A 17,861-nucleotide genomic window follows, 5' to 3' on the forward strand; every position below is an offset into this window, starting at 1 on the left:
CGAGGCTAAATATGTTCAGTGACTTGCAAATTATTTACGAACGTGACCCGGCGGCGCGCAACTGGCTGGAAGTATTATTTTGCTATCCCGGACTGCAAGCACTTTTTTTGCACCGGATAGCACACTGGCTTTATTCCGCTGGCCTCCCGTTTGTACCGCGTTTTATTTCCCAACTGAGCCGCTTTTTAACAGGTATTGAGATCCACCCCGGAGCGAAAATTGGTAGGGGCGTGTTTATCGACCACGGCATGGGGGTGGTAATTGGCGAAACTGCGATCGTTGGAGATTATGCTGTCATTTATCAAGGAGCGACCATTGGCGGCACGGGTAAAGAAATAGGAAAACGGCATCCCACGCTGGGAGAAAATGTAGTGGTAGGAGCCGGTGCTAAGGTTTTAGGCAATATTCAAATTGGCAATGATGTTCGGATTGGTGCGGGTTCGGTAGTGCTGCGAGATGTCCCTAGCGATTGCACAGTTGTGGGAATTCCCGGCCGCATTATCTCTCGGAAAAAGCAGGTAGAAGATGCTCAAAATTCTCAAGGCATACCGGATTTGGAAGCTCAAGCGATTCGAGCTTTGTTCGATAGAATTAAGGATTTAGAAGAGCAGGTTGATTTTTTAAAATCTCAATTATCTCCGCTCAAAACAACTCACTCAGAGCAAGCAGATGTCGAAAAACATGAATTATTCTTGTCTTCGGATTTATTTATCACACAGTTTTTAGACGGCGCAGGAATCTAGTAAAGCTTTAATTTATATAGATTTTTGCCCGCAACACTATCGTGCCGCAATGTACGAAATAACTTTGATTTATTCAGTAACTGGCTATGACTATTGCTTCTCTTTCCACTAAAACTTTTGATGAAACGAGCAGACATATATTTTCTCGTCGCTCGCACTTGCCAAACAGAAGCAATGCTCTGTGGCGAATTGAAACTGGAGTAGTGCGAACTGTAACGTGGCTTGAAGATGGCACAATTATCACCTTGGGATTGTGGGGGCCTGGTGATACGATCGGCAAACCGATATCGAAATGCGATCCTTTTCAAATTGAATGCCTCACTAAAGTCGAAGCAATTTTACTATGTGGCGATCGCTGGCTAAATAGAGATATTTTGCTCAATCACATTCAGCAGGCTGAAGAATTTATGGTAATGCGAGGTTACAAAAGAGTTGATTTTATGCTCTATCAATTATTAACCTGGCTGGCTAAGAGGTTTGGTTCTGAGGTAGAGCAAGGACATTTAATCGATATGATTTTAACGCATCAGGACATTGCAGAAATTATCGGTACAAGTCGCGTAACTGTCACTCGTACCCTCGGTAATTTTGAGCAGCAAGGCTTGATCGATCGTCTGCCGCTCCACCGGATTATTCTACAACCTTCCGAGGTGTGGCACTACGAAATATAAAAGGAAATTAACCGTTAACAGTTAACTGTTAACCTTTTCAATTCCAGATATTGTCTCATGTTTCACAAAAAATTATATGGATGGAGTTTGTGAGGTATTGGTGATGGGCTATGGAGCGCTGCTAGCTTTTGGCTGCAATGTCGGCGCTTTTTTTTAGTGGCATTGCTTCCATCAGTTTGCACGGTGGGCTGTGGATTGCTGCTGATGAAGTGGGTAGTGTTACGGAAATTAAACTGCGATCGATCCTGCGACTCCAAAATTAAGCTCCACAAAAAACTACGGTTAACCTATAGACATTAAGTATTTAATCGTGTATTCTGTTAAATTAAGTAGAGAGAGTTTGCGATCGCTCCTTGAGTGTGAGGCCCAACAGCGGGCAAAAAAGTCTCTCAATAGTGCCACTGTTGCCATTAGCAAAAATTACTGCCCTAGCGAAATGTTATAGATGTTCGTGGCAAATATAATTGGATTGCATTTGCACTGCTTGCCAGCGCATTACATTAAGTTTTGCGCTCAATTCACCTGAAACTAAAACAACAACAGGAACTCTCCTTAATGTGGTATGAACGTCTAAAAAGTAGATTTTTTTGGTTCTCGCAAAAAAAGACTGGTTCGGCAGGTTTTTCTCGGAAGTCAGCAAAATTCCTGAAATCGTCGCTGTTTAAAGTTGTTACTTTCTTTTTTGCAGTAGGTTTAGGCTTGAGCTGGTTAATCCCTCAGCCTGCAATCAGCCAGCCAAAACCAAAAGATGTCGAACTCACCTTAGTTTCCTTTTCTGTTACCAAATCCGCCTACGAAAAGATTGTTCCCGACTTTGTAGCGAAGTGGAAACGAGAAAACAACCAGAATGTCACTATCAGCCAAAGCTACGGCGGTTCAGGTTCTCAAGCCCGTGCTGTGATTAGCGGTTTGGAAGCCGATGTCGTACACTTAGCCTTAGCTTATGATACCGATCGCATCCAAGAAGCCGGTTTAATTAAACAGGGTTGGGAACGAGAAGTGCCAAATAGCGGGATTGTGAGCAAATCAGTCGTAGCATTAGTAGCGCGGGCCGGAAATCCCAAAAAAATACAAGGCTGGGCCGATTTAGCCAAACCCGGTATCAAAGTAATTACTGCTAATCCCAAAACCTCTGGTGTCGCGCGCTGGAACTTCTTAGCTTTGTGGGGTTCGATAACTCGAAACGGAGGAAACGAACAAGCAGCCCGCACCTTTGTCAGCCAGGTTTATAAAAACGTGCCAGTGCTTCCCAAAGATGCCCGCGAAGCATCTGATACCTTCTACAAACAAAACCAAGGGGATGTGCTGATCAACTATGAAAATGAAGTTTTGTTGGCGAAACAGAAGGGCGAAGCTGAACCTTTCATCATCCCCCAAGTGAATATTTCCATTGACAACCCCGTGGCTGTAGTTGATAAATACGCAGCCAAACACGGAACTACTAAGGTGGCGGAAGCTTTTGTGAAATATCTTTACACGCCGGAAGCTCAGCGAGAATTTGCTAAAGTGGGTTTTCGGCCTGTTAACTCCACGGTAGCCGGACAATTTAACAGTCAGTTTCCCAGAATTGGTAAACTGTTTACAGTCACTGATATGGGTGGCTGGAAGGGGGCGCAAAGCAAGTTCTTTGGTGACGGTGCAATCTTCGATCAAATTCAGAATGGTCTGGGCAACAGATAATTTGTATCGAATGTGCGTTAATTAAATTTTCTCATCGACTCGTCAATAAGTTCAAAAGCAAGTGCGATCGTCGCCCTTGCTTTTTTCTTTCTCCTGATTTCTTTCTTCTCACTGCCAACAGATGCGATATCTCGCATTTGTTGACTGCTGCTAAGTAGGCGAGTATGAATAAACTTAACGATGAGACAGGATATATCCGCCTACCTACTTAGCAGTTACTTTAAGGGGGCGGTATGGCCTCTAAAATACTCGCTCCCTGCAATATTTGAGACTTTAGGGCTCTACCCGCTTCTGGGTATTCCCAAGACGGTACAAAGGGCGGAACCAAGAAGGAGCAAGCTTTCCACCCACCCTGTACCCCCACGCCGAGCATCAGGCAGTTTCCGCCCCTGTGCCCGTGCTGCTCGTAATACCGACAATGCCGACAGCTTAAACCTACATTTACGTTGCTCACGGGATTTCTCCAACCGTTTTTGTAATAAAAATATACTAACACCTGTACACCTACCGGAATTGTGTACTATGATATAATGTACAATTTAAACTCGATCGCCAGTGGGGAATGTGGAACTATCTTCTAGAGTACAATATGCCCTGTTAGCGCTCTTGGAACTGGCGAGCCACCACCCGAAGGATTCGCCCCTAACAGTAAGCGAACTTACTGCTTCTCAAGAGATACCGGAACGCTATTTAGACCAAATTCTTGCCGTGCTGCGGCGTGCAAGTATTGTCCAGAGTCTGCGGGGTGCTAAAGGCGGTTATTTGCTGGCGAAAGAGCCTTGGCAGATTACTTTGCTAGAGGTGTTTTCGACACTCGAAGGCGACGGCAGCGGCCCGACCCAAAAAGTTTCGGAATCTGTAACAATAGAAAAAACTGCGGTGCTAGAAATCTGGCAGGAAGCTCAACAGGCATCTTGGGCTGTTTTGGGCAAATACACATTACAAGATTTGTGCGAACAGCGGGATGTTCGCAAACAAGCACATCCCATGTACTACATTTAAAGGGAGAGAAATTAAGCCATGAGAATTGCTAAAGATGTTACAGGAATAATTGGCAGAACTCCTTTAGTTCAGCTCAACAAAATTCCCCAATCGGAAGGAGTAGTTGCTCAAATTGTGGCCAAATTGGAAGGGATGAATCCGGCTGCTTCGGTGAAAGATCGAATCGGGGCGAGCATGATTCAGGCGGCAGAAGATGCGGGGTTAATTCAACCTGGGAAAACTATTTTAGTTGAACCGACTTCAGGAAATACTGGAATTGCTTTGGCAATGATCGCGGCGGCGAAAGGGTACAGTCTGATTTTAACGATGCCGGATACGATGAGTACGGAACGCCGATCGATGCTGAAAGCTTACGGAGCTCGGTTGGAATTAACGCCCGGACATGAAGGGATGTTAAGCGCGATCGCCCGTGCGGAAGAAATTGTAGAAGAAACCCCCAATGCTTTCATGCTGCAACAGTTTCGCAACCCCGCTAATCCAAAAATTCACCGGGAAACAACGGCCGAGGAAATTTGGGAAGATACAGAAGGTAAAGTAGATTTTTTAGTGGCTGGAGTTGGCACCGGCGGTACGATTACGGGAGTTGCTGAAGTAATTAAACCGCGAAAGTCGAGTTTTAGGGTAATTGCAGTTGAACCCGCCACCAGCCCTGTGCTTTCTGGAGGAAAATCTGGTGCTCACAAAATTCAAGGGATTGGCGCAGGATTCATCCCAGAAGTGTTGAAACCAGAGTTAATTGATGAGGTTATCGCAGTTAGCGACGCAGATGCGATCGCCTACAGCCGTCGGCTTGCCAGAGAAGAAGGATTGTTGTCAGGAATTTCTGCCGGCGCCGCTTTGTGTGCTGCAATTCAAGTCGGCAAGCGTCCCGAAAATGCTGGAAAATTGATAGTTTTTGTCCAGCCTTCTTATGGCGAACGTTACCTCAGTACAGCCTTGTTCAAAGATTTAGAATTGCCGACGATCCGCGAACTCGAATCATTAGTCAGCAATTATTAATAAGTAGTAGGGCATTGGTGACAACTTAACGTCAAACCGACCGTCTTTCTTGTTATATCGAAGTCTAGATCCCCCCTAACCCCCCTTAATAAGGGGGGGACAAGATTCTTCTCAAAGTCCCCCTTAATAAGGGGGGGACAAGATTCTTCTCAAAGTCCCCCTTCTTAAGGGGGATTTAGGGGGATCTAGACTTGGCTATAAACAAGATATACAAAGGTTTTTATGGGATTGTTGATACCAATGGGCTGGGTACTCTCCCTAGCTTTCAGACTTGATACAACTTCCAACTAGCCATCGCCAACATTCCGTAAATCACAAACTTAAGCGGGCGTTGAGGCATAATTTGGCAGAATTTAGCACCTACCAAAACTCCCGGCACCGAACCCAACCAAATTGGCAAAACTAAACTCCAGTCTACTGTTCCGAGGCTGAGGTGTCCTAGAGATGTAAACATCAACAAAATTGCCGCCTGCGAAATATCTGTACCCACCAATTTAGAAGTATCCAGGCGGAAAAAAGCAATCAGCAACAGTGCAAACATCGAACCGGAAGACACGCTAGTGATTCCCACTATGCAGCCTAAAATTGCTGCCGCACTCACAGTACAAATACGGCCATAATTAGTATTTAAGTCCCATTTAGCGGGCGAAGGCAATTTAAAACTCGGGAAAAATGTTTTGGCCACTAATTGGGTCAGCGATAAAGCGACAATTAGTGCGATCCCTACTCCAAGACAGCGCAGCAATATGCTGTCTAAGTCGTGACTTCCGCTGGATTTGATGCAGTGTAAAATCCACACGCCAGTCAGCGAACCGGGCACGCTGCCCAAAGCCAGCCACTTAACTATTTGCAAGTCGAGGGTCTTTTGCTGCCAGTGTTTGAAGCCACCAACAACTTTCATCAGTGTGGCAGCTACGACATCCGAACTAATAGCAATTGATGCCGGAACCTGGAAAACAAAAATTAACATTGGGGTGATGAGCGACGCTCCGCCCACTCCGGTCAAACCAACGATAATGCCCACGAAAAAGCTGAGAAACGATAGTAATAAGTAGTTCACGGTTATGCCCAAAAACTGTGTATTTAAGCGCTGCCAACCAACAAATAGATAACTTTGGCGACTACAACAACACAGCTACACAGGCTAAATATCGCTTGCATTTCAATATGCGTTGCCAGGAATTTTGCTTTTCAACGCTTGAGATTTACCGCGTCTTAAGCTACAAAAATCTTGGTAAAAGTAAGTAAATGCAAATCAACCAAACTACAAAAATTGTAGTGTAAAAGCTCCCTGATTTTCTTATATGTACCTGTGTAACTGATGAAAAACCCTGGATTCATTTATGGGGTTTATATTCGGCCTTCTACCTTGAAGTGACGAGCGTCATAGGTAAAGTAGAGCTGAGGTTAACCGACTGCTTGCCGGCAAAGAAATCGGGAGTATCGAGAACATTAAAATGAATCAATACCACAATGACCACAGTGAAGGCGGTTGAGGAAACTAAACCCGTCAATAACTCTTTTTTGAGGTTTTTTTCCTTGGGTTTGTCTGTGAAAACATCTAAAGTTCCTAGCTGCATCAACAGAATTCCCGCAATATTGGAAAGCCAGTAGCCGACAATTGTGCAAGGAAACAGTAAATCTGGGGAAAGCCAACTAAAGATATACCCAAAGGCGTAGGCAATTGGCAGATTGAAAAATATGTCGTTCCACCAACACAGCGGTGATAGCAAATATCCAATTGCCAGAAGCAAGCCGCCTCTGATCTTTTTAAACCAGACTTCCTTCAAGCCCTTAGCTTGTGGCAACTGTTGGGTCAGTTGTCCTGCAAGCTGGTACTCTTCAATGACTTTTTTAGCGTTTTCCACGTTAATAGCTCATTACTCGATCGACTTACCGTAGTTTAACAGCACAAATCACTTATGTCTAGTAAGTCAATCTAGTTACCGTATTTTATGGACTCGGCTAAATATACTGTGTTTGTGGTACAAAACTATGGCTCCGGGAGAGGTTGTGGAGAATGCTGGCTAGTGGTATTTTAGGCTGCGAGCGAGAAATTGAAAGCTTCCGGCAAATGCTTGACAGTTTGCCAAAGATATGCTGTATCGATGCCCCAGTAAAATTGCAGGTAAACGAGTAAAAGCCCGATCGCGACTGTGACGCCCAGCAATTTAGGGACTATTTTCGCGACAGTCTCCAGCACTACGAATGCTGCCCAGATAGCAGCAGCTAAGATGATAATGGAAGCGATCGTGGCAACTGTATCGCTGTTCATGGTTAACTCCTGTTGACAATCAATCGGGTATTACAAAACTACTTGGGCCCAGGCCGGCTGCCAAAATCGAATAAATTACTCCAATTCCCAATAAGACCACAGCGAAACTGAAAAATAAAACCATGGCGTCTGGGGGATTGTAGGTATCGCAGTCAATGTGGTGGCGAACGGTGAAGTAATGCACAGTTGAGATTAAGACTGTCGCCCAACCTATTAGAGAGAAGATTAAACCCAACTTCCACCCCATCGCCTGGCGGTAATGTACGGGTATTTGCACGACGCGAAGTCGGATGATGACGACGCCAAAACCCATGAGGGCGATCGCAGCCCGCATCCATGCTAAGAAGGTTCGCTCATTTGCCGATCGATCGATCGCCCGCGACAGATTTTGCTGCTTTGGTTTCTCATCATCTACTTGCATCGGTTGGAACGATAATTGCACGCGATCGAACTCTTTAAGATTAATATAAAACCAGCGCCATTATTCTGGTGCCATCAAACCTTCTAAGCTAGAAGGAATGGTGAACATATAATAAATTACCCCAGCCCCTAGGATGGCGATCGCGAGGCTGAAAAGAATTACCCAGCGATCCGTAGGTTCATAAGTATCGTAATCAATATCGTGGCGAACACCGAAGTAGTGCTTAGTTGATAAGAGCACCGTCAGCAAACCCACTATTGAAAAAAGCAAACCCAACTTCCAACCATTGCCGGGAGTTGGCAGCAGAGGGGGATGGAAGGCGCGAAGGCGCACGATAACTACGCCAAAGCCCATCAGCGATATTGCGGTCCGCATCCATGCTAAATAAGTGCGCTCGTTTGCCAAGTGATCCCGCACCCGCGACGGATTTGGTCGCTTAATCTTTTCTGTATTTACTTTCGGGGATTTCCAATTTAATAGCATAGATAAACCTTTTAATTTTAACGCCAAATTAAGAAGGGAAACCGATATATTTTCGCTGGGACGATTATCCGCCGGGGGAGCGATCCCCGGCGGGTTCTTGTGTTGCAACGGGCTTTACACAGCCGATCGCATTACAACCTCACCAAACCTAATCATTTTCCTCAGTAGGTGCGTTGGGAACTTGCGTATCTATGTACGCCTGAGTCACGTCAGGAACAAACCAATTAGCATCCCCCGGCTGGAAAACTTTAGCACTAGGAACGTTGAATTCTACAGCCCCCGTATCGGGATTAGCTCTGGCTATAACTTGAGTTCCGTCAACTATCTTAACAGCTAGACCGCCAGTCAATTCTTCTGAAGGTTGATCGGTCGTTCTTAAATCGGTTGCTTTGATATCGCTGGGTAGATAAATTCCATCGCAATCCCATTTATGTTCAGTTGTTTGGCCGTCAGCTAGAAAATAAAGGGCATTCTCGTAAGAAGAGGAAGCTGCTTTTTTGCGTTTCGGGCCGTAGACAGCCAGGGTTTTTCCGGTCTCGTTGCGGCACTGACCCCAAGGTTTTCCCGTTTCTAGAGTGTATTTTTGAAACTCCAATTGAGAGATTTTTTTCTGGAGTTCCTCAGCGGTATAATTCTGGGCGACATCGGGTGCGTCTTTCGCTGTCTTGAGAGTGTTCAGAGCTTGAGTCACCTCTATGTAGTCGGGATTGCTCGCATATTTCGGCGTTTTTGGAGCGTCGGCCCAGGAGGGCGGAACGAATACTAAATTGGCGGCCATTACCAAGAGCACTAAAACAAATTTGAAGATTTTCACAATTTTTCTCCTTTTCGAGATTGTCCGGTTTTTTCCAACTTTCTGTTTGCTTGCTATTTTAGGACTTAGGCAAAAACGAACTCTCTTTAACTGGTTTGCATGAGAAACCAAATTTGACCGAATCGAAAAATATGGTTTTTTAGGATTAGACCTATTGTCAAAGTCGATCGGCCTGGGGTAGTGGGGAAGTGTTCGGGCGATATTTTAGGGATTAATCCTGAAATTTTTAGCTCCGTTTGATTCACCACTACATAATTTATTCAGACCACAGGTACATTGTTGCCTAAGTCGGGCAATTTGCTCGCTCAAAAAATGGTTTTAAGGTTCGTAAAAACTAGAGGCTAAATTAGTTTGAAGCTGCTTTTAGCTTGGTCAATTACTTCATTATTAACTTAACATATTTGTTGATATCTTGCAAGCGCTTTAGACAACTTTTTCAGAAAACAATTGTTAAGGTAAAAGTGATGAGTTAGGACTTATGAATAATGGCAAATTATCTACCTATAGAGGGATGGAAGTAGCAGAAGTGTGGCTAATTTTAAATTAGAGGGAAATGGCGGGAGCAGCCGATAACTACCGCTGTCAATCAGGATGAATATTCCCAAGCCAATCAAAACGAAAGGGACAACAGCCTTGGTATAGCGAGTCAAAATATGGGCGATCGCCCTTTGGCGAGTTAATCGGTAAGCGACATAAGACCAAACACCTACCATCACCGAGAAAACCGCCAAAATCACCACCAAGCTCGGCAAATCGCTGCTAGCAAACAGCGGCAAATAAATGCCTATATTGTCACCCCCGTTGGCCACTGTTACCGCAGCCACATTCAAAGTTTGGGGATTGAAAAGATTTGCTAACTTTGACACAGGAGATGAGGTAGATTGACCCTTAAATTCGCCCGATACGGCTTGTACGTCATTTTCCTCATTATCTCTCTTGACTAAGTGACTGATGCCGATCGCAATCGGAACCAAACCCAGCAAGCCAATCCAAGCTTGCGGCACAATTAAACCGCCAAAAAAACCGGGCAAACTAGCAGCGATGAGTGCAGCAAATCCGAGGTACTTACCGACAAAGATATGCCGGGGGCGGAAAGTATCATTGACTTGGGCGAAGAACAGCATCGAAAGCACCATATCGTCTATATTGGTTGCGGCAAAAGATGTAATCCCGGCAATAATCGCTGCTGCAATCCAATTCATGTGCTGTCCCTACAATTGTTTCTAAACTTCTGTTTCGCTGGCGTTACTTCTGCTCATAGTTATCAAACAGAAACAGCAACCAACTAAAGATATTATACTTAAAGTTGGGCTTGCCAGAGTGCCACTTTTAGCCAGAATCGCCATTCCCAATCCGATCAAAACAAAAGGCACAAGCTGATTGCCGTAGCGAGTCAAAGTATCCGCGATCGCCCGCATCTGAATTAACCGATAAGCAGCGTAGCACCAAACGCCCACCATCCCGAAGAATACAGTGAGAACCACCGCCAAACTTTCTAAAGTATTGCTAGCAAAAATTGGCACATATATCCCGATATTGTCGCCCCCATTTGCCACCGTCACCGCTGCTACGCTGTAAGTTTGAGGAGACAGAAAACTGCTAAAAAAACATTTCTCAGATTGCTCTAATTCTGCTTCAACTTCCGAATCGTCAGTTTCTGGATTCAGCAAGCGGCTAAGCCCGATCGCAATTGGCAGAAAACCCAGCATTCCAATCCAATCTGGCGGAAAGATCAAGCCGCCAAAAAAGCCGGGAAGGCTAACAAAAACCAGTGCAGTAAAACCCAGATACTGACCGAAGACGATATGCCTGTGCCGAAATACTGCATTCACCTGCGAGAAAAACAGCAGCAGAATCAGAATGTCGTCTAGATTCGTAGCCGTAAAAGCCGTCATTGCCGTAGAAATTGCTGTTAGTAATTCATTCATTTCTGTGTCTCCTTAGTTACAAATATTTTGGTGATCATTGCATTAGTGTCTACTTAAGACTAAAACCGTGTCTAACTCTGGATGGTAGCCGAGTCTCGATCCCCCTAAATCCCCCTTAAAAAGGGGGACTTTAAGAGTGCTTCCGGTTCCCCCCTTTTTAAGGGGGGCTAGGGGGGATCGAGGTTGCTCATCGTCAGACGGTATACTTATCGTTTAACCTGTTTGTTGACACCAATGGCGGGGTGTGGCCGGCCCTACAACTACTAATCAAAGCCTTGATTGTCGATCGATACTGCTTTCAATCGAACACCACCATAAATTGCATTTTCTTCCTCGAACTTGGCATGAATTGCGTCAATACCCTGCTGCATCGATCCCGCCAGTCCAGGAGAACGCAGCCGTTGCCAGAAAAACCATCCGCAAGTAGCCACCAAGTACATCAAGAACAAGTAAGGAAAGGCATCGTAAGGAGCTTCGGGAGGTGGGAACATAGTGCTGCCGGGAATGCCCACGCTGCCCGCAATCGGAATCATCATAAATGCGATCGCCACAGCCGAAAACGCGACATCTCGCACACGCAACTTACCAATTTTGTGCAGGTAAACCGGGGCTGCGATCGAAATTAAGACGTACACGGTTAAAAATCCGTAGCTGCAAATTGCCCCCAAATAACCCATACAATCGAACAGTTTGATGTTAAACATAGACATCACAGCCGGCACCAAGAATGTCAGAAATGTACACATCGTTACTGCAACGTGGGGAGTTTTATTAGATGAATGCGCTACACCTAATGAAGAGTGAAACAAACCGTGGCGCGCCATCATAAAAAACACTCTCGCCGCTGGATTGATGCTGCCGAGCACGCAAGCAAAAAAGCTAAATAAAGCGCCGCAAGCCACTAACTCTCCCAGCCAACCCATGCCCACTTGTTGCGCCAGAAAACTAAGAGGTTCTTCAGTATTAGTAATAGAAACTCCCGTACCGCTAAAACCCAAAACCTCAATATAGGTCATCAAAATGAAGAATAAGCCTGCCATGACAGCACTACCCATGACAGCCCTGGGGATATTTTTTAAGGGTTTTTTCGCTTCGTCGCCCAGAGATGTAGCACTTTCAAAACCAGAGAAACCAAACATTACTAAGACAAGTCCCGTCGCTATGTTCCCCGGAGTTACGCCTTCCAAAGTCAGTTGGGACATATCTAAGGCAAAACCTTTGTGCGCCCAGACGATCATTCCTAAAAGTGCGATCGCCGCCACTGATGCTCCCTCCAACCACAGCATCGCCATAGCTGAAAGCTGGATATCTTTATAACCTGCATACCAAGCAACGCCAGCCCCGATCGATAACAGGGTAATCGGTGACGGATGGATGCCTAAATGACCGATGAAAATACCCGTAAAATTGGCAAAACCACACAAAACGGCCATCGCAGTAAATAGATAAGCGAGTACCAAACTCCAGCCGCAAATTACGCCGGCAGTCGGGCCAAGTCCTTTAACAATATAAGAATAAAGAGAACCTGCAGAAGCCGATCGACTCGCAAATTGGTTGATATTGATACTGACAAATACTAGGCCGATCAAGCCGATGAGAAAGCTCAGCCAAGCCCCGTTACCCGAAAGAGCGACAATTAACCCTATATTAGATGCGGGTATAGTTGTAGGTGCAATGACGGCAAAGGATTGAGCTAAAACCTCCCCGAAGGAGAGGCAGTCCGGCTTTAAGCCGTGTGCACTCTGATTTTTTGGCGTTTTCTTGGTCATTTATCTTCTCTCTTTTTGTCGATCGACTTTTGGCGATCGGCTTAAACTTGTCGGTGCTGCTTCAGCATTGGGCCCTGCTTTTGAAGCTTGAATATAACTGTAATCCCCTTGTGAGGTAGAATCAAATGTTGTTTTTTATCGAATTAATAAATACAAGTGATGCAGTGCCGCCACAAAAGAACTGTTGGAGTACCAAACCTATCTGTCGCCACCAGCTCAAACCCTTGACGTTAAAAGGAAACTTTAAATAGCGGCTGCCAACCGTGCTTTTTGGGTAATTCCAACCTGTACCAGAGACTCGATCGAAAAGTTCAGGTCAAAGCTTAGCCACCAGAGATTTTAATGTCAAAAAATCACTATATTTAGTAAAAGGGTATTCAGCATGGCCGGAATGACACTTGACCAACTGCGAGTTTTTCTAGCTGTCGCGGAACACCTGCACTTCAGCCGCGCGGCCGAGGAACTTTACATTACTCAACCCGCTGTTAGTGCGGCAATCCAAAGCTTAGAGGCGCAATATGGAGTAAAACTATTTCACCGCATTGGCCGCCACATCGAAATCACGGAAGCCGGGAAGTTGCTGCAAGTTGAAACGCAGAAAATTCTCGACCAAGTTGCTTTGACTGAGAGAGGTTTGCGGGAGTTGAACGACTTACAGCGAGGCGATTTAAAATTGGGTTGCAGTCTGACCATTGGCAATTATTGGTTGCCTGATAAAATTAGCAAGTTCAAACAACAATATCCTGGTATTTCCGTGAATTGTACTTTGGCAAATGCCGAAGAAATTTGTGCGGGTACGGCGACGGGAACATTTGATTTGGGTTTAGTAACGGGAGATATTAAAGCTTCACTTAAGAACACTTTAGAGGAAGAAGTTATAGGCAGCGAACGCTTACTGATTGTAGTTGGCAAATCTCACCCTTGGTTTGAACGTGCAGAGGTGAGTTTAACGGAAATTGCGAAAACTGATTGGGTGATGCGAGAAGCTGGTTCAGGAGTTCAGCAAATGTTGGAACAAGCTTTGCAAAGTTGGGGCATTAATCCCCATGAATTGAATGTAACTTTAGTTTTGAACAGTAGTGAAATGGTAAAAGCAGTGGTGGAAAGCGGCACAGGTGCAGCGGCTATTCCTGAATTGATGGTAAAAAAAGAGTTGCAGCTATCTACACTGCGATCGATTAAAGTTATAGATAGCCAACTAAATTCTAATGTATGTCTTGAAATAATTAAACCAGTTTTGAAACTGAAGCACCGACAGCGTTTTCAAACTAGAATTACTAAAGCTTTTGAAGAGATATTAAGTCAAGGTGCGGGTAATTGGTAATTCAGGACTTACGCACCAATACTCAAGAAACCGGGTTTTTTACCGACATCAAAAGCTAAACGCCGTGTATTTTCCTAAAAAACCCGGTTTCTGCCCACCCGTGCGTCCCGGATTATAATTCAATACGGTTCAGTTAACACTGTTAATTCCCCGGAGATCCCCCTCGCATCCCCCTTAACAAGGGGGACTTTGAGCAACTTCTTGTCCCCCCCTTTTTAAGGGGGGCTAGGGGGGATCGGTCTTATCTGAACCGTATTGGATTATAATTATCTCTCAACCAATTTCCTCAAATCCAATAAATTTTTACCCCCATCACCAACAATCAGCGGCAATTTCCCATCCCATTTTTCTATAGCCTGCCTTTCCAAAAGTTCCGGAGTCAAATTGTCCCGCAGCAACCTTTGCACTTCGGCTTCTCCCTTGGCTAAATTCACATTAGCCTCGGCCTGTTTTACTGCCTTCAGCGCTAAAAACTCCCCTCTTTTTGCCTCCTGTTCGGCAATTTGTTTCGCCTCCACTGCCTCGCTAAACCGCTCCGAAAAGTGAACGTGTACTAAAGAAATATCGTCAACGGCAATGTGATACGTAACCAGCCTCAAGGTCAAAGAATCATCAACTGCGGCTTTAACTTCTCCCCGTTTAGTAATAATTTCTTCAGCCGTGTATTTTGCCATAACTGCTTTTAATACTTCTTCAACCGCCGGATCTATAATGCGAGCAACGACTTCTTTTTCGTCACCTATTTGTTGAAAAATAGCATTTGCTTGTTCTGGGATAATATGCCAGTTGAGCGCTACATCTGTAAAAACATCTTGCAAATCTTTTGAGGAAGCTTCAGCGGAACTTTCCTGTTTTTGTACCCTGACGCTCAACTTTTTTACAGTATAAACAGTGGGGAATATTGCGTGAATTCCTTCTCCGAGTACCTGTTCTTGAACTTTACCAAATTGCATCAGGACGCCCCGTTCTCCAGCGTTGACTATGATAAAAAATTTGGACAAAATAGCGAGAAACACTATCACTATAGCTAGTTGAACAGCTAGGTAAAATTCCTTATTTTTTTTATTGGTTGATTTAATTGAGTCAACGTTACTGCTGGATTCTAAAACCATGTTCCACCCCGAACGAACTTAATTAGAGGACAAATATTGACTTAACAAATCTTCTATTTGCCTTCGATCAACAAGTGTTCAAAATCCGCTGCTGTCAAAGGAGGACTGAACAAATATCCTTGCATTGTATCGCACTCGTAGCGCCAGAGAAAATCTTTTTCTGCTTCCGTCTCAACTCCTTCGGCAATTACCTCAAGACAGAGACTGTGCGCCATTTCAATAATAGCTTTCACAATCGCTGCATTGGTGCAACCATCGGTGATGTTGCTGATAAAACAGCGGTCTATTTTTAAAGTATCGAATGGGTATTGCGTTAGATAGCTTAAAGAAGAATACCCAGTGCCGAAATCGTCAAGAGATATACAAACTCCCAAATTTTTCAAGTGTTGCAAAGTTGCGATCGCACTTTCGGCATCCTCCACCATCAAACTTTCTGTCAGCTCTAATTCCAAACTGTTCGGTTCCAAACCAGTTTCTGCTAAAATTTGGGCAACTCTGCTGCTGAGATCCGGTTGGTGAAATTGGCGTGGCGACAGATTCACAGCTATTCGGAGCGAAAAACCAGCATTTTGCCAAACTTGCATTTGCTTGCAAGCTGTCTGCAAAACCCACTCGCCTAACGGTACAATGAAGCCAGTTTCTTCGGCCACCGGAATAAATTCTGCGGGCGAAATCAGCCCTTTTTGTGGATGCAGCCAGCGCACTAAAGCTTCTGCACTTATAATTTTACCTGTGTGGACATTGACTTGCGGCTGATAGTAAACTTGGAATTCTTCTCGTTCCAATGCGTGGCACAAATTTGTTTTTATTTGCTGTAATTTATGGGCCGTATCTTGGATAAATTCGCTGCTTTGCGAGCGCAAAGTATGGTACTGTTCGGCGACAGCTTCTTGTTTTTTCAAGCGGCTCGATATCGCGCCCACAAGTTCAGCTTTACTAAAAGGTTTAGTCAGGTAATCATCGGCTCCCAATTCCATACCTTGCCGCATTTCAGAGCGATCGGCTTTACCGGTCAGAAAAACAAAAGGTACTGTAGCAGTAACAGGATTCGATCGCAAGGCCATCAGCACCCCATACCCGTCAAGTTCTGGCATCATCACGTCGCAAATAATCACGTCGGGAACATTTGACACCGCCGCATTTAAACCTTGCGCTCCATTTTCTGCACCCGTCACGTCGAAACCTTCAGCTTTGAGGAGTTTGAGAATATTCTCCCGAATTACTTGATCGTCCTCAATCACTAGAATCTTTTTCATACATCATTCCCTGAAAGCAGTATAATTGACAGGCGTTACTGAACGCTAGAAGCGCGGCAATAACTGAGAACGCACAGCTCGATCGGCCCAACAGCCGAATATTTTCCGAGACAAATAGCAAACGCCTGAAAAACGCTAATTTTTCAAGCACAACTACATTAATGTTTCTCTGCTTACTCAGTGCCGTCCGTATTATTACGAGGTTAATTAATAATCTCTAAACTCATTCTAGGCGATCGACAGTTAGCACCGCCTTAAATAACTGCTAAACTAATTGTGCCACCTGAACGATTGTCTGCAAACAATCTCAGCTTATTTATACCAGTTGCCAAAAACCATGCAACTGCAAGCAAGTTCCAAACCCTTGCGGAGTCAGTCTTCCCCATTCTTTAATGTAAAATCTAAACTTTTAAATCTCAAATGGTATTACCTACTGGATTCCCTGAACCCGCACAGATTGGGGTCATAGAAGTTAAGCAATATCCTCAGTACCGCGCTGTCACCTACACCCACGCTGGCGATTTGCGACAAGCAACTGGCATCGCGTTCAATCCCTTATTTCAACACATCAGCAACAACCAAATTGCGATGACAACGCCAGTAGAAGCGCGCTACACTGCAACTTCCGGGGAAATCGATGGAGTTCCCCAAGCAGAAGTTTCGTTCCTCTATCCCGAACCAAATATCGCCCCCAGCAGCGTTAACTCCGCTGTAGAAGTCACAGATACTTCTCCGATGATGGTTGTCAGCATCGGCGTGGGTGGGGCCTACAGTTGGGAAAGCTACGAAAATAACCTCCAGAAACTCAAAGATTGGCTTCAAGAACATCCTGAATACGAAATAGTGGGCCCGCCGCGCCGCTTTTTTTACAACTCCCCGATGACGCCGGAAGCAACTAAAATCAGCGAGGTACAAATTCCGATCAAGTGCCGCTGACGTGAACAACTAATTCGCGAATGTGACCCCGCTGGCGGTGTTCCCACAGGTAAATTCCCTGCCAAGTTCCTAACAGCAACCTGCCTCGATCGATCGGGATTTGTTCAGAAGTATGAGTCAGCGCAGTGCGAATGTGTGCCGGCATATCGTCTGGGCCTTCCGCATCGTGAATGTAGCGATCGCCCTCCGGTACCAGTTTAGCTAAAAAGTTAGCCAAATCCTTAAGTACATCCGGGTCAGCATTTTCTTGAATCACCAAACTAGCAGAAGTATGGCGCAAAAATAAACTACAAAGTCCCGTTTTTATACCTGAATTCGCCACCACCTCTTCTATCTTAGGAGTGATTTTGCCCAAAGATTTCCCTGTAGTTTGAATCTTGAGTATCTGTTGATAGTGATTCATTCGATTTTAGATTTTAGATTTTGGATGAAACTGATGCAAAAGTCT

The 17,861-nt window shown here is 44.9% G+C and carries 21 protein-coding genes; 8 read left to right on the forward strand and 13 right to left on the reverse strand.

Annotation, left to right across the window (positions count from 1 at the left end):
- The first annotated feature begins 11 nt into the window (after positions 1–11).
- The 4 genes from cysE (at position 12) to QT996_RS08870 (ending at position 3,094) form a co-directional block, all read left to right on the forward strand.
- Positions 12–743 carry a serine O-acetyltransferase gene (gene cysE, locus QT996_RS08855; protein WP_445304557.1) on the forward strand — a complete coding sequence of 244 codons (732 nt, stop codon included), beginning with the start codon at positions 12–14 and terminating at the stop codon, positions 741–743.
- An 86-nt stretch (positions 744–829) separates the two neighbouring features.
- Complete coding sequence (locus tag QT996_RS08860; RefSeq protein WP_333045929.1) at positions 830–1,414, forward strand: Crp/Fnr family transcriptional regulator; 585 nt, start codon at positions 830–832, stop codon at positions 1,412–1,414.
- Between the two features lie 137 nt (positions 1,415–1,551).
- Positions 1,552–1,677, forward strand: coding sequence for a hypothetical protein (locus QT996_RS08865; protein WP_333045931.1), 126 nt, complete (start codon positions 1,552–1,554; stop codon positions 1,675–1,677).
- Positions 1,678–2,113: 436 nt separating this feature from the next.
- Entirely contained in the window at positions 2,114–3,094 is a 981-nt protein-coding gene (locus tag QT996_RS08870) for a sulfate ABC transporter substrate-binding protein (protein WP_333045933.1), read from the forward strand.
- A 220-nt stretch (positions 3,095–3,314) separates the two neighbouring features.
- Here the strand turns inward: QT996_RS08870 and QT996_RS08875 are convergent, their stop codons facing one another.
- The gene (locus QT996_RS08875) at positions 3,315–3,548 is read right to left on the reverse strand and encodes a hypothetical protein (protein ID WP_333045934.1); all 234 of its coding nucleotides are present in this window, start codon (positions 3,546–3,548) and stop codon (positions 3,315–3,317) included.
- Positions 3,549–3,658: 110 nt separating this feature from the next.
- Between QT996_RS08875 and QT996_RS08880 the strand changes: the two genes are divergently transcribed.
- Positions 3,659–4,096 carry an Rrf2 family transcriptional regulator gene (locus tag QT996_RS08880; protein WP_333045935.1) on the forward strand — a complete coding sequence of 146 codons (438 nt, stop codon included), beginning with the start codon at positions 3,659–3,661 and terminating at the stop codon, positions 4,094–4,096.
- Positions 4,097–4,114: 18 nt separating this feature from the next.
- Positions 4,115–5,095, forward strand: coding sequence for a cysteine synthase A (cysK, locus tag QT996_RS08885; RefSeq protein ID WP_333045936.1), 981 nt, complete (start codon positions 4,115–4,117; stop codon positions 5,093–5,095).
- Between the two features lie 265 nt (positions 5,096–5,360).
- On the opposite strand, the gene QT996_RS08890 is transcribed toward cysK, so the two are convergent.
- The 9 genes from QT996_RS08890 to QT996_RS08930 all read right to left on the reverse strand — a co-directional run bounded on the left by QT996_RS08890 (position 5,361) and on the right by QT996_RS08930 (position 12,785).
- Complete coding sequence (locus QT996_RS08890) at positions 5,361–6,155, reverse strand: sulfite exporter TauE/SafE family protein (RefSeq protein WP_333045938.1); 795 nt, start codon at positions 6,153–6,155, stop codon at positions 5,361–5,363.
- Between the two features lie 304 nt (positions 6,156–6,459).
- Positions 6,460–6,963, reverse strand: coding sequence for a hypothetical protein (locus tag QT996_RS08895; RefSeq protein WP_333045939.1), 504 nt, complete (start codon positions 6,961–6,963; stop codon positions 6,460–6,462).
- 170 nt (positions 6,964–7,133) lie between these two features.
- Positions 7,134–7,370, reverse strand: coding sequence for a hypothetical protein (locus tag QT996_RS08900; protein WP_333045941.1), 237 nt, complete (start codon positions 7,368–7,370; stop codon positions 7,134–7,136).
- 19 nt (positions 7,371–7,389) lie between these two features.
- On the reverse strand, positions 7,390–7,812 hold the full coding sequence (locus QT996_RS08905; protein WP_333045943.1) for a DUF202 domain-containing protein: 423 nt from the start codon (positions 7,810–7,812) through the stop codon (positions 7,390–7,392).
- Between the two features lie 39 nt (positions 7,813–7,851).
- A complete protein-coding gene (locus QT996_RS08910) occupies positions 7,852–8,274 on the reverse strand; it encodes a DUF202 domain-containing protein (RefSeq protein ID WP_333045945.1) in 423 nt (140 codons plus the stop codon).
- Positions 8,275–8,422: 148 nt separating this feature from the next.
- Positions 8,423–9,088 carry a hypothetical protein gene (locus tag QT996_RS08915; protein ID WP_333045946.1) on the reverse strand — a complete coding sequence of 222 codons (666 nt, stop codon included), beginning with the start codon at positions 9,086–9,088 and terminating at the stop codon, positions 8,423–8,425.
- A gap of 497 nt (positions 9,089–9,585) precedes the next feature.
- The gene (locus tag QT996_RS08920) at positions 9,586–10,290 is read right to left on the reverse strand and encodes a cadmium resistance transporter (protein WP_333045948.1); all 705 of its coding nucleotides are present in this window, start codon (positions 10,288–10,290) and stop codon (positions 9,586–9,588) included.
- 21 nt (positions 10,291–10,311) lie between these two features.
- A complete protein-coding gene (locus QT996_RS08925; protein WP_333045950.1) occupies positions 10,312–11,016 on the reverse strand; it encodes a cadmium resistance transporter in 705 nt (234 codons plus the stop codon).
- A gap of 263 nt (positions 11,017–11,279) precedes the next feature.
- Positions 11,280–12,785, reverse strand: coding sequence for an APC family permease (locus tag QT996_RS08930; RefSeq protein WP_333045952.1), 1,506 nt, complete (start codon positions 12,783–12,785; stop codon positions 11,280–11,282).
- Positions 12,786–13,176: 391 nt separating this feature from the next.
- Here QT996_RS08930 and QT996_RS08935 point away from each other — a divergent pair, with 391 nt between their 5' ends.
- Complete coding sequence (locus QT996_RS08935; protein WP_333045954.1) at positions 13,177–14,109, forward strand: LysR family transcriptional regulator; 933 nt, start codon at positions 13,177–13,179, stop codon at positions 14,107–14,109.
- Between the two features lie 266 nt (positions 14,110–14,375).
- Here QT996_RS08935 and QT996_RS08940 read toward each other — a convergent pair whose 3' ends face one another.
- Together QT996_RS08940 and QT996_RS08945 are read right to left on the reverse strand one after the other, a co-directional pair.
- Complete coding sequence (locus tag QT996_RS08940) at positions 14,376–15,221, reverse strand: prohibitin family protein (RefSeq protein WP_333045956.1); 846 nt, start codon at positions 15,219–15,221, stop codon at positions 14,376–14,378.
- Between the two features lie 53 nt (positions 15,222–15,274).
- Positions 15,275–16,477 (reverse strand): EAL domain-containing response regulator, encoded by a 1,203-nt coding sequence (locus tag QT996_RS08945; RefSeq protein ID WP_333045958.1) that lies wholly within the window; start codon positions 16,475–16,477, stop codon positions 15,275–15,277.
- A 420-nt stretch (positions 16,478–16,897) separates the two neighbouring features.
- On the opposite strand from QT996_RS08945, the gene QT996_RS08950 reads away from it, so the two are divergent.
- Positions 16,898–17,413 (forward strand): heme-binding protein, encoded by a 516-nt coding sequence (locus QT996_RS08950; protein ID WP_333045959.1) that lies wholly within the window; start codon positions 16,898–16,900, stop codon positions 17,411–17,413.
- Here the strand turns inward: QT996_RS08950 and QT996_RS08955 are convergent.
- Positions 17,400–17,816, reverse strand: coding sequence for a secondary thiamine-phosphate synthase enzyme YjbQ (locus tag QT996_RS08955; protein WP_333045960.1), 417 nt, complete (start codon positions 17,814–17,816; stop codon positions 17,400–17,402). The two genes, QT996_RS08950 and QT996_RS08955, sit on opposite strands and share 14 nt — an antisense overlap.
- Positions 17,817–17,861 lie beyond the last annotated feature (45 nt).

It is taken from the genome of Microcoleus sp. S13C4 (assembly GCF_036700865.1).
Lineage (GTDB): Bacteria > Cyanobacteriota > Cyanobacteriia > Cyanobacteriales > Microcoleaceae > Microcoleus.

Coding starts and splice junctions, on each gene's coding strand:
- cysE (WP_445304557.1), top strand. CDS start 12: ATGTTCAGTGACTTGCAAATTATTTACGAACGTGACCCGGCGGCGCGC.
- QT996_RS08860 (WP_333045929.1), top strand. CDS start 830: ATGACTATTGCTTCTCTTTCCACTAAAACTTTTGATGAAACGAGCAGA.
- QT996_RS08865 (WP_333045931.1), top strand. CDS start 1,552: ATGTCGGCGCTTTTTTTTAGTGGCATTGCTTCCATCAGTTTGCACGGT.
- cysK (WP_333045936.1), top strand. CDS start 4,115: ATGAGAATTGCTAAAGATGTTACAGGAATAATTGGCAGAACTCCTTTA.
- QT996_RS08900 (WP_333045941.1), bottom strand. CDS start 7,370: ATGAACAGCGATACAGTTGCCACGATCGCTTCCATTATCATCTTAGCT.
- QT996_RS08910 (WP_333045945.1), bottom strand. CDS start 8,274: ATGCTATTAAATTGGAAATCCCCGAAAGTAAATACAGAAAAGATTAAG.
- QT996_RS08920 (WP_333045948.1), bottom strand. CDS start 10,290: ATGAATTGGATTGCAGCAGCGATTATTGCCGGGATTACATCTTTTGCC.
- QT996_RS08925 (WP_333045950.1), bottom strand. CDS start 11,016: ATGAATGAATTACTAACAGCAATTTCTACGGCAATGACGGCTTTTACG.
- QT996_RS08930 (WP_333045952.1), bottom strand. CDS start 12,785: ATGACCAAGAAAACGCCAAAAAATCAGAGTGCACACGGCTTAAAGCCG.
- QT996_RS08935 (WP_333045954.1), top strand. CDS start 13,177: ATGACACTTGACCAACTGCGAGTTTTTCTAGCTGTCGCGGAACACCTG.
- QT996_RS08940 (WP_333045956.1), bottom strand. CDS start 15,221: ATGGTTTTAGAATCCAGCAGTAACGTTGACTCAATTAAATCAACCAAT.
- QT996_RS08945 (WP_333045958.1), bottom strand. CDS start 16,477: ATGAAAAAGATTCTAGTGATTGAGGACGATCAAGTAATTCGGGAGAAT.
- QT996_RS08950 (WP_333045959.1), top strand. CDS start 16,898: ATGGTATTACCTACTGGATTCCCTGAACCCGCACAGATTGGGGTCATA.
- QT996_RS08955 (WP_333045960.1), bottom strand. CDS start 17,816: ATGAATCACTATCAACAGATACTCAAGATTCAAACTACAGGGAAATCT.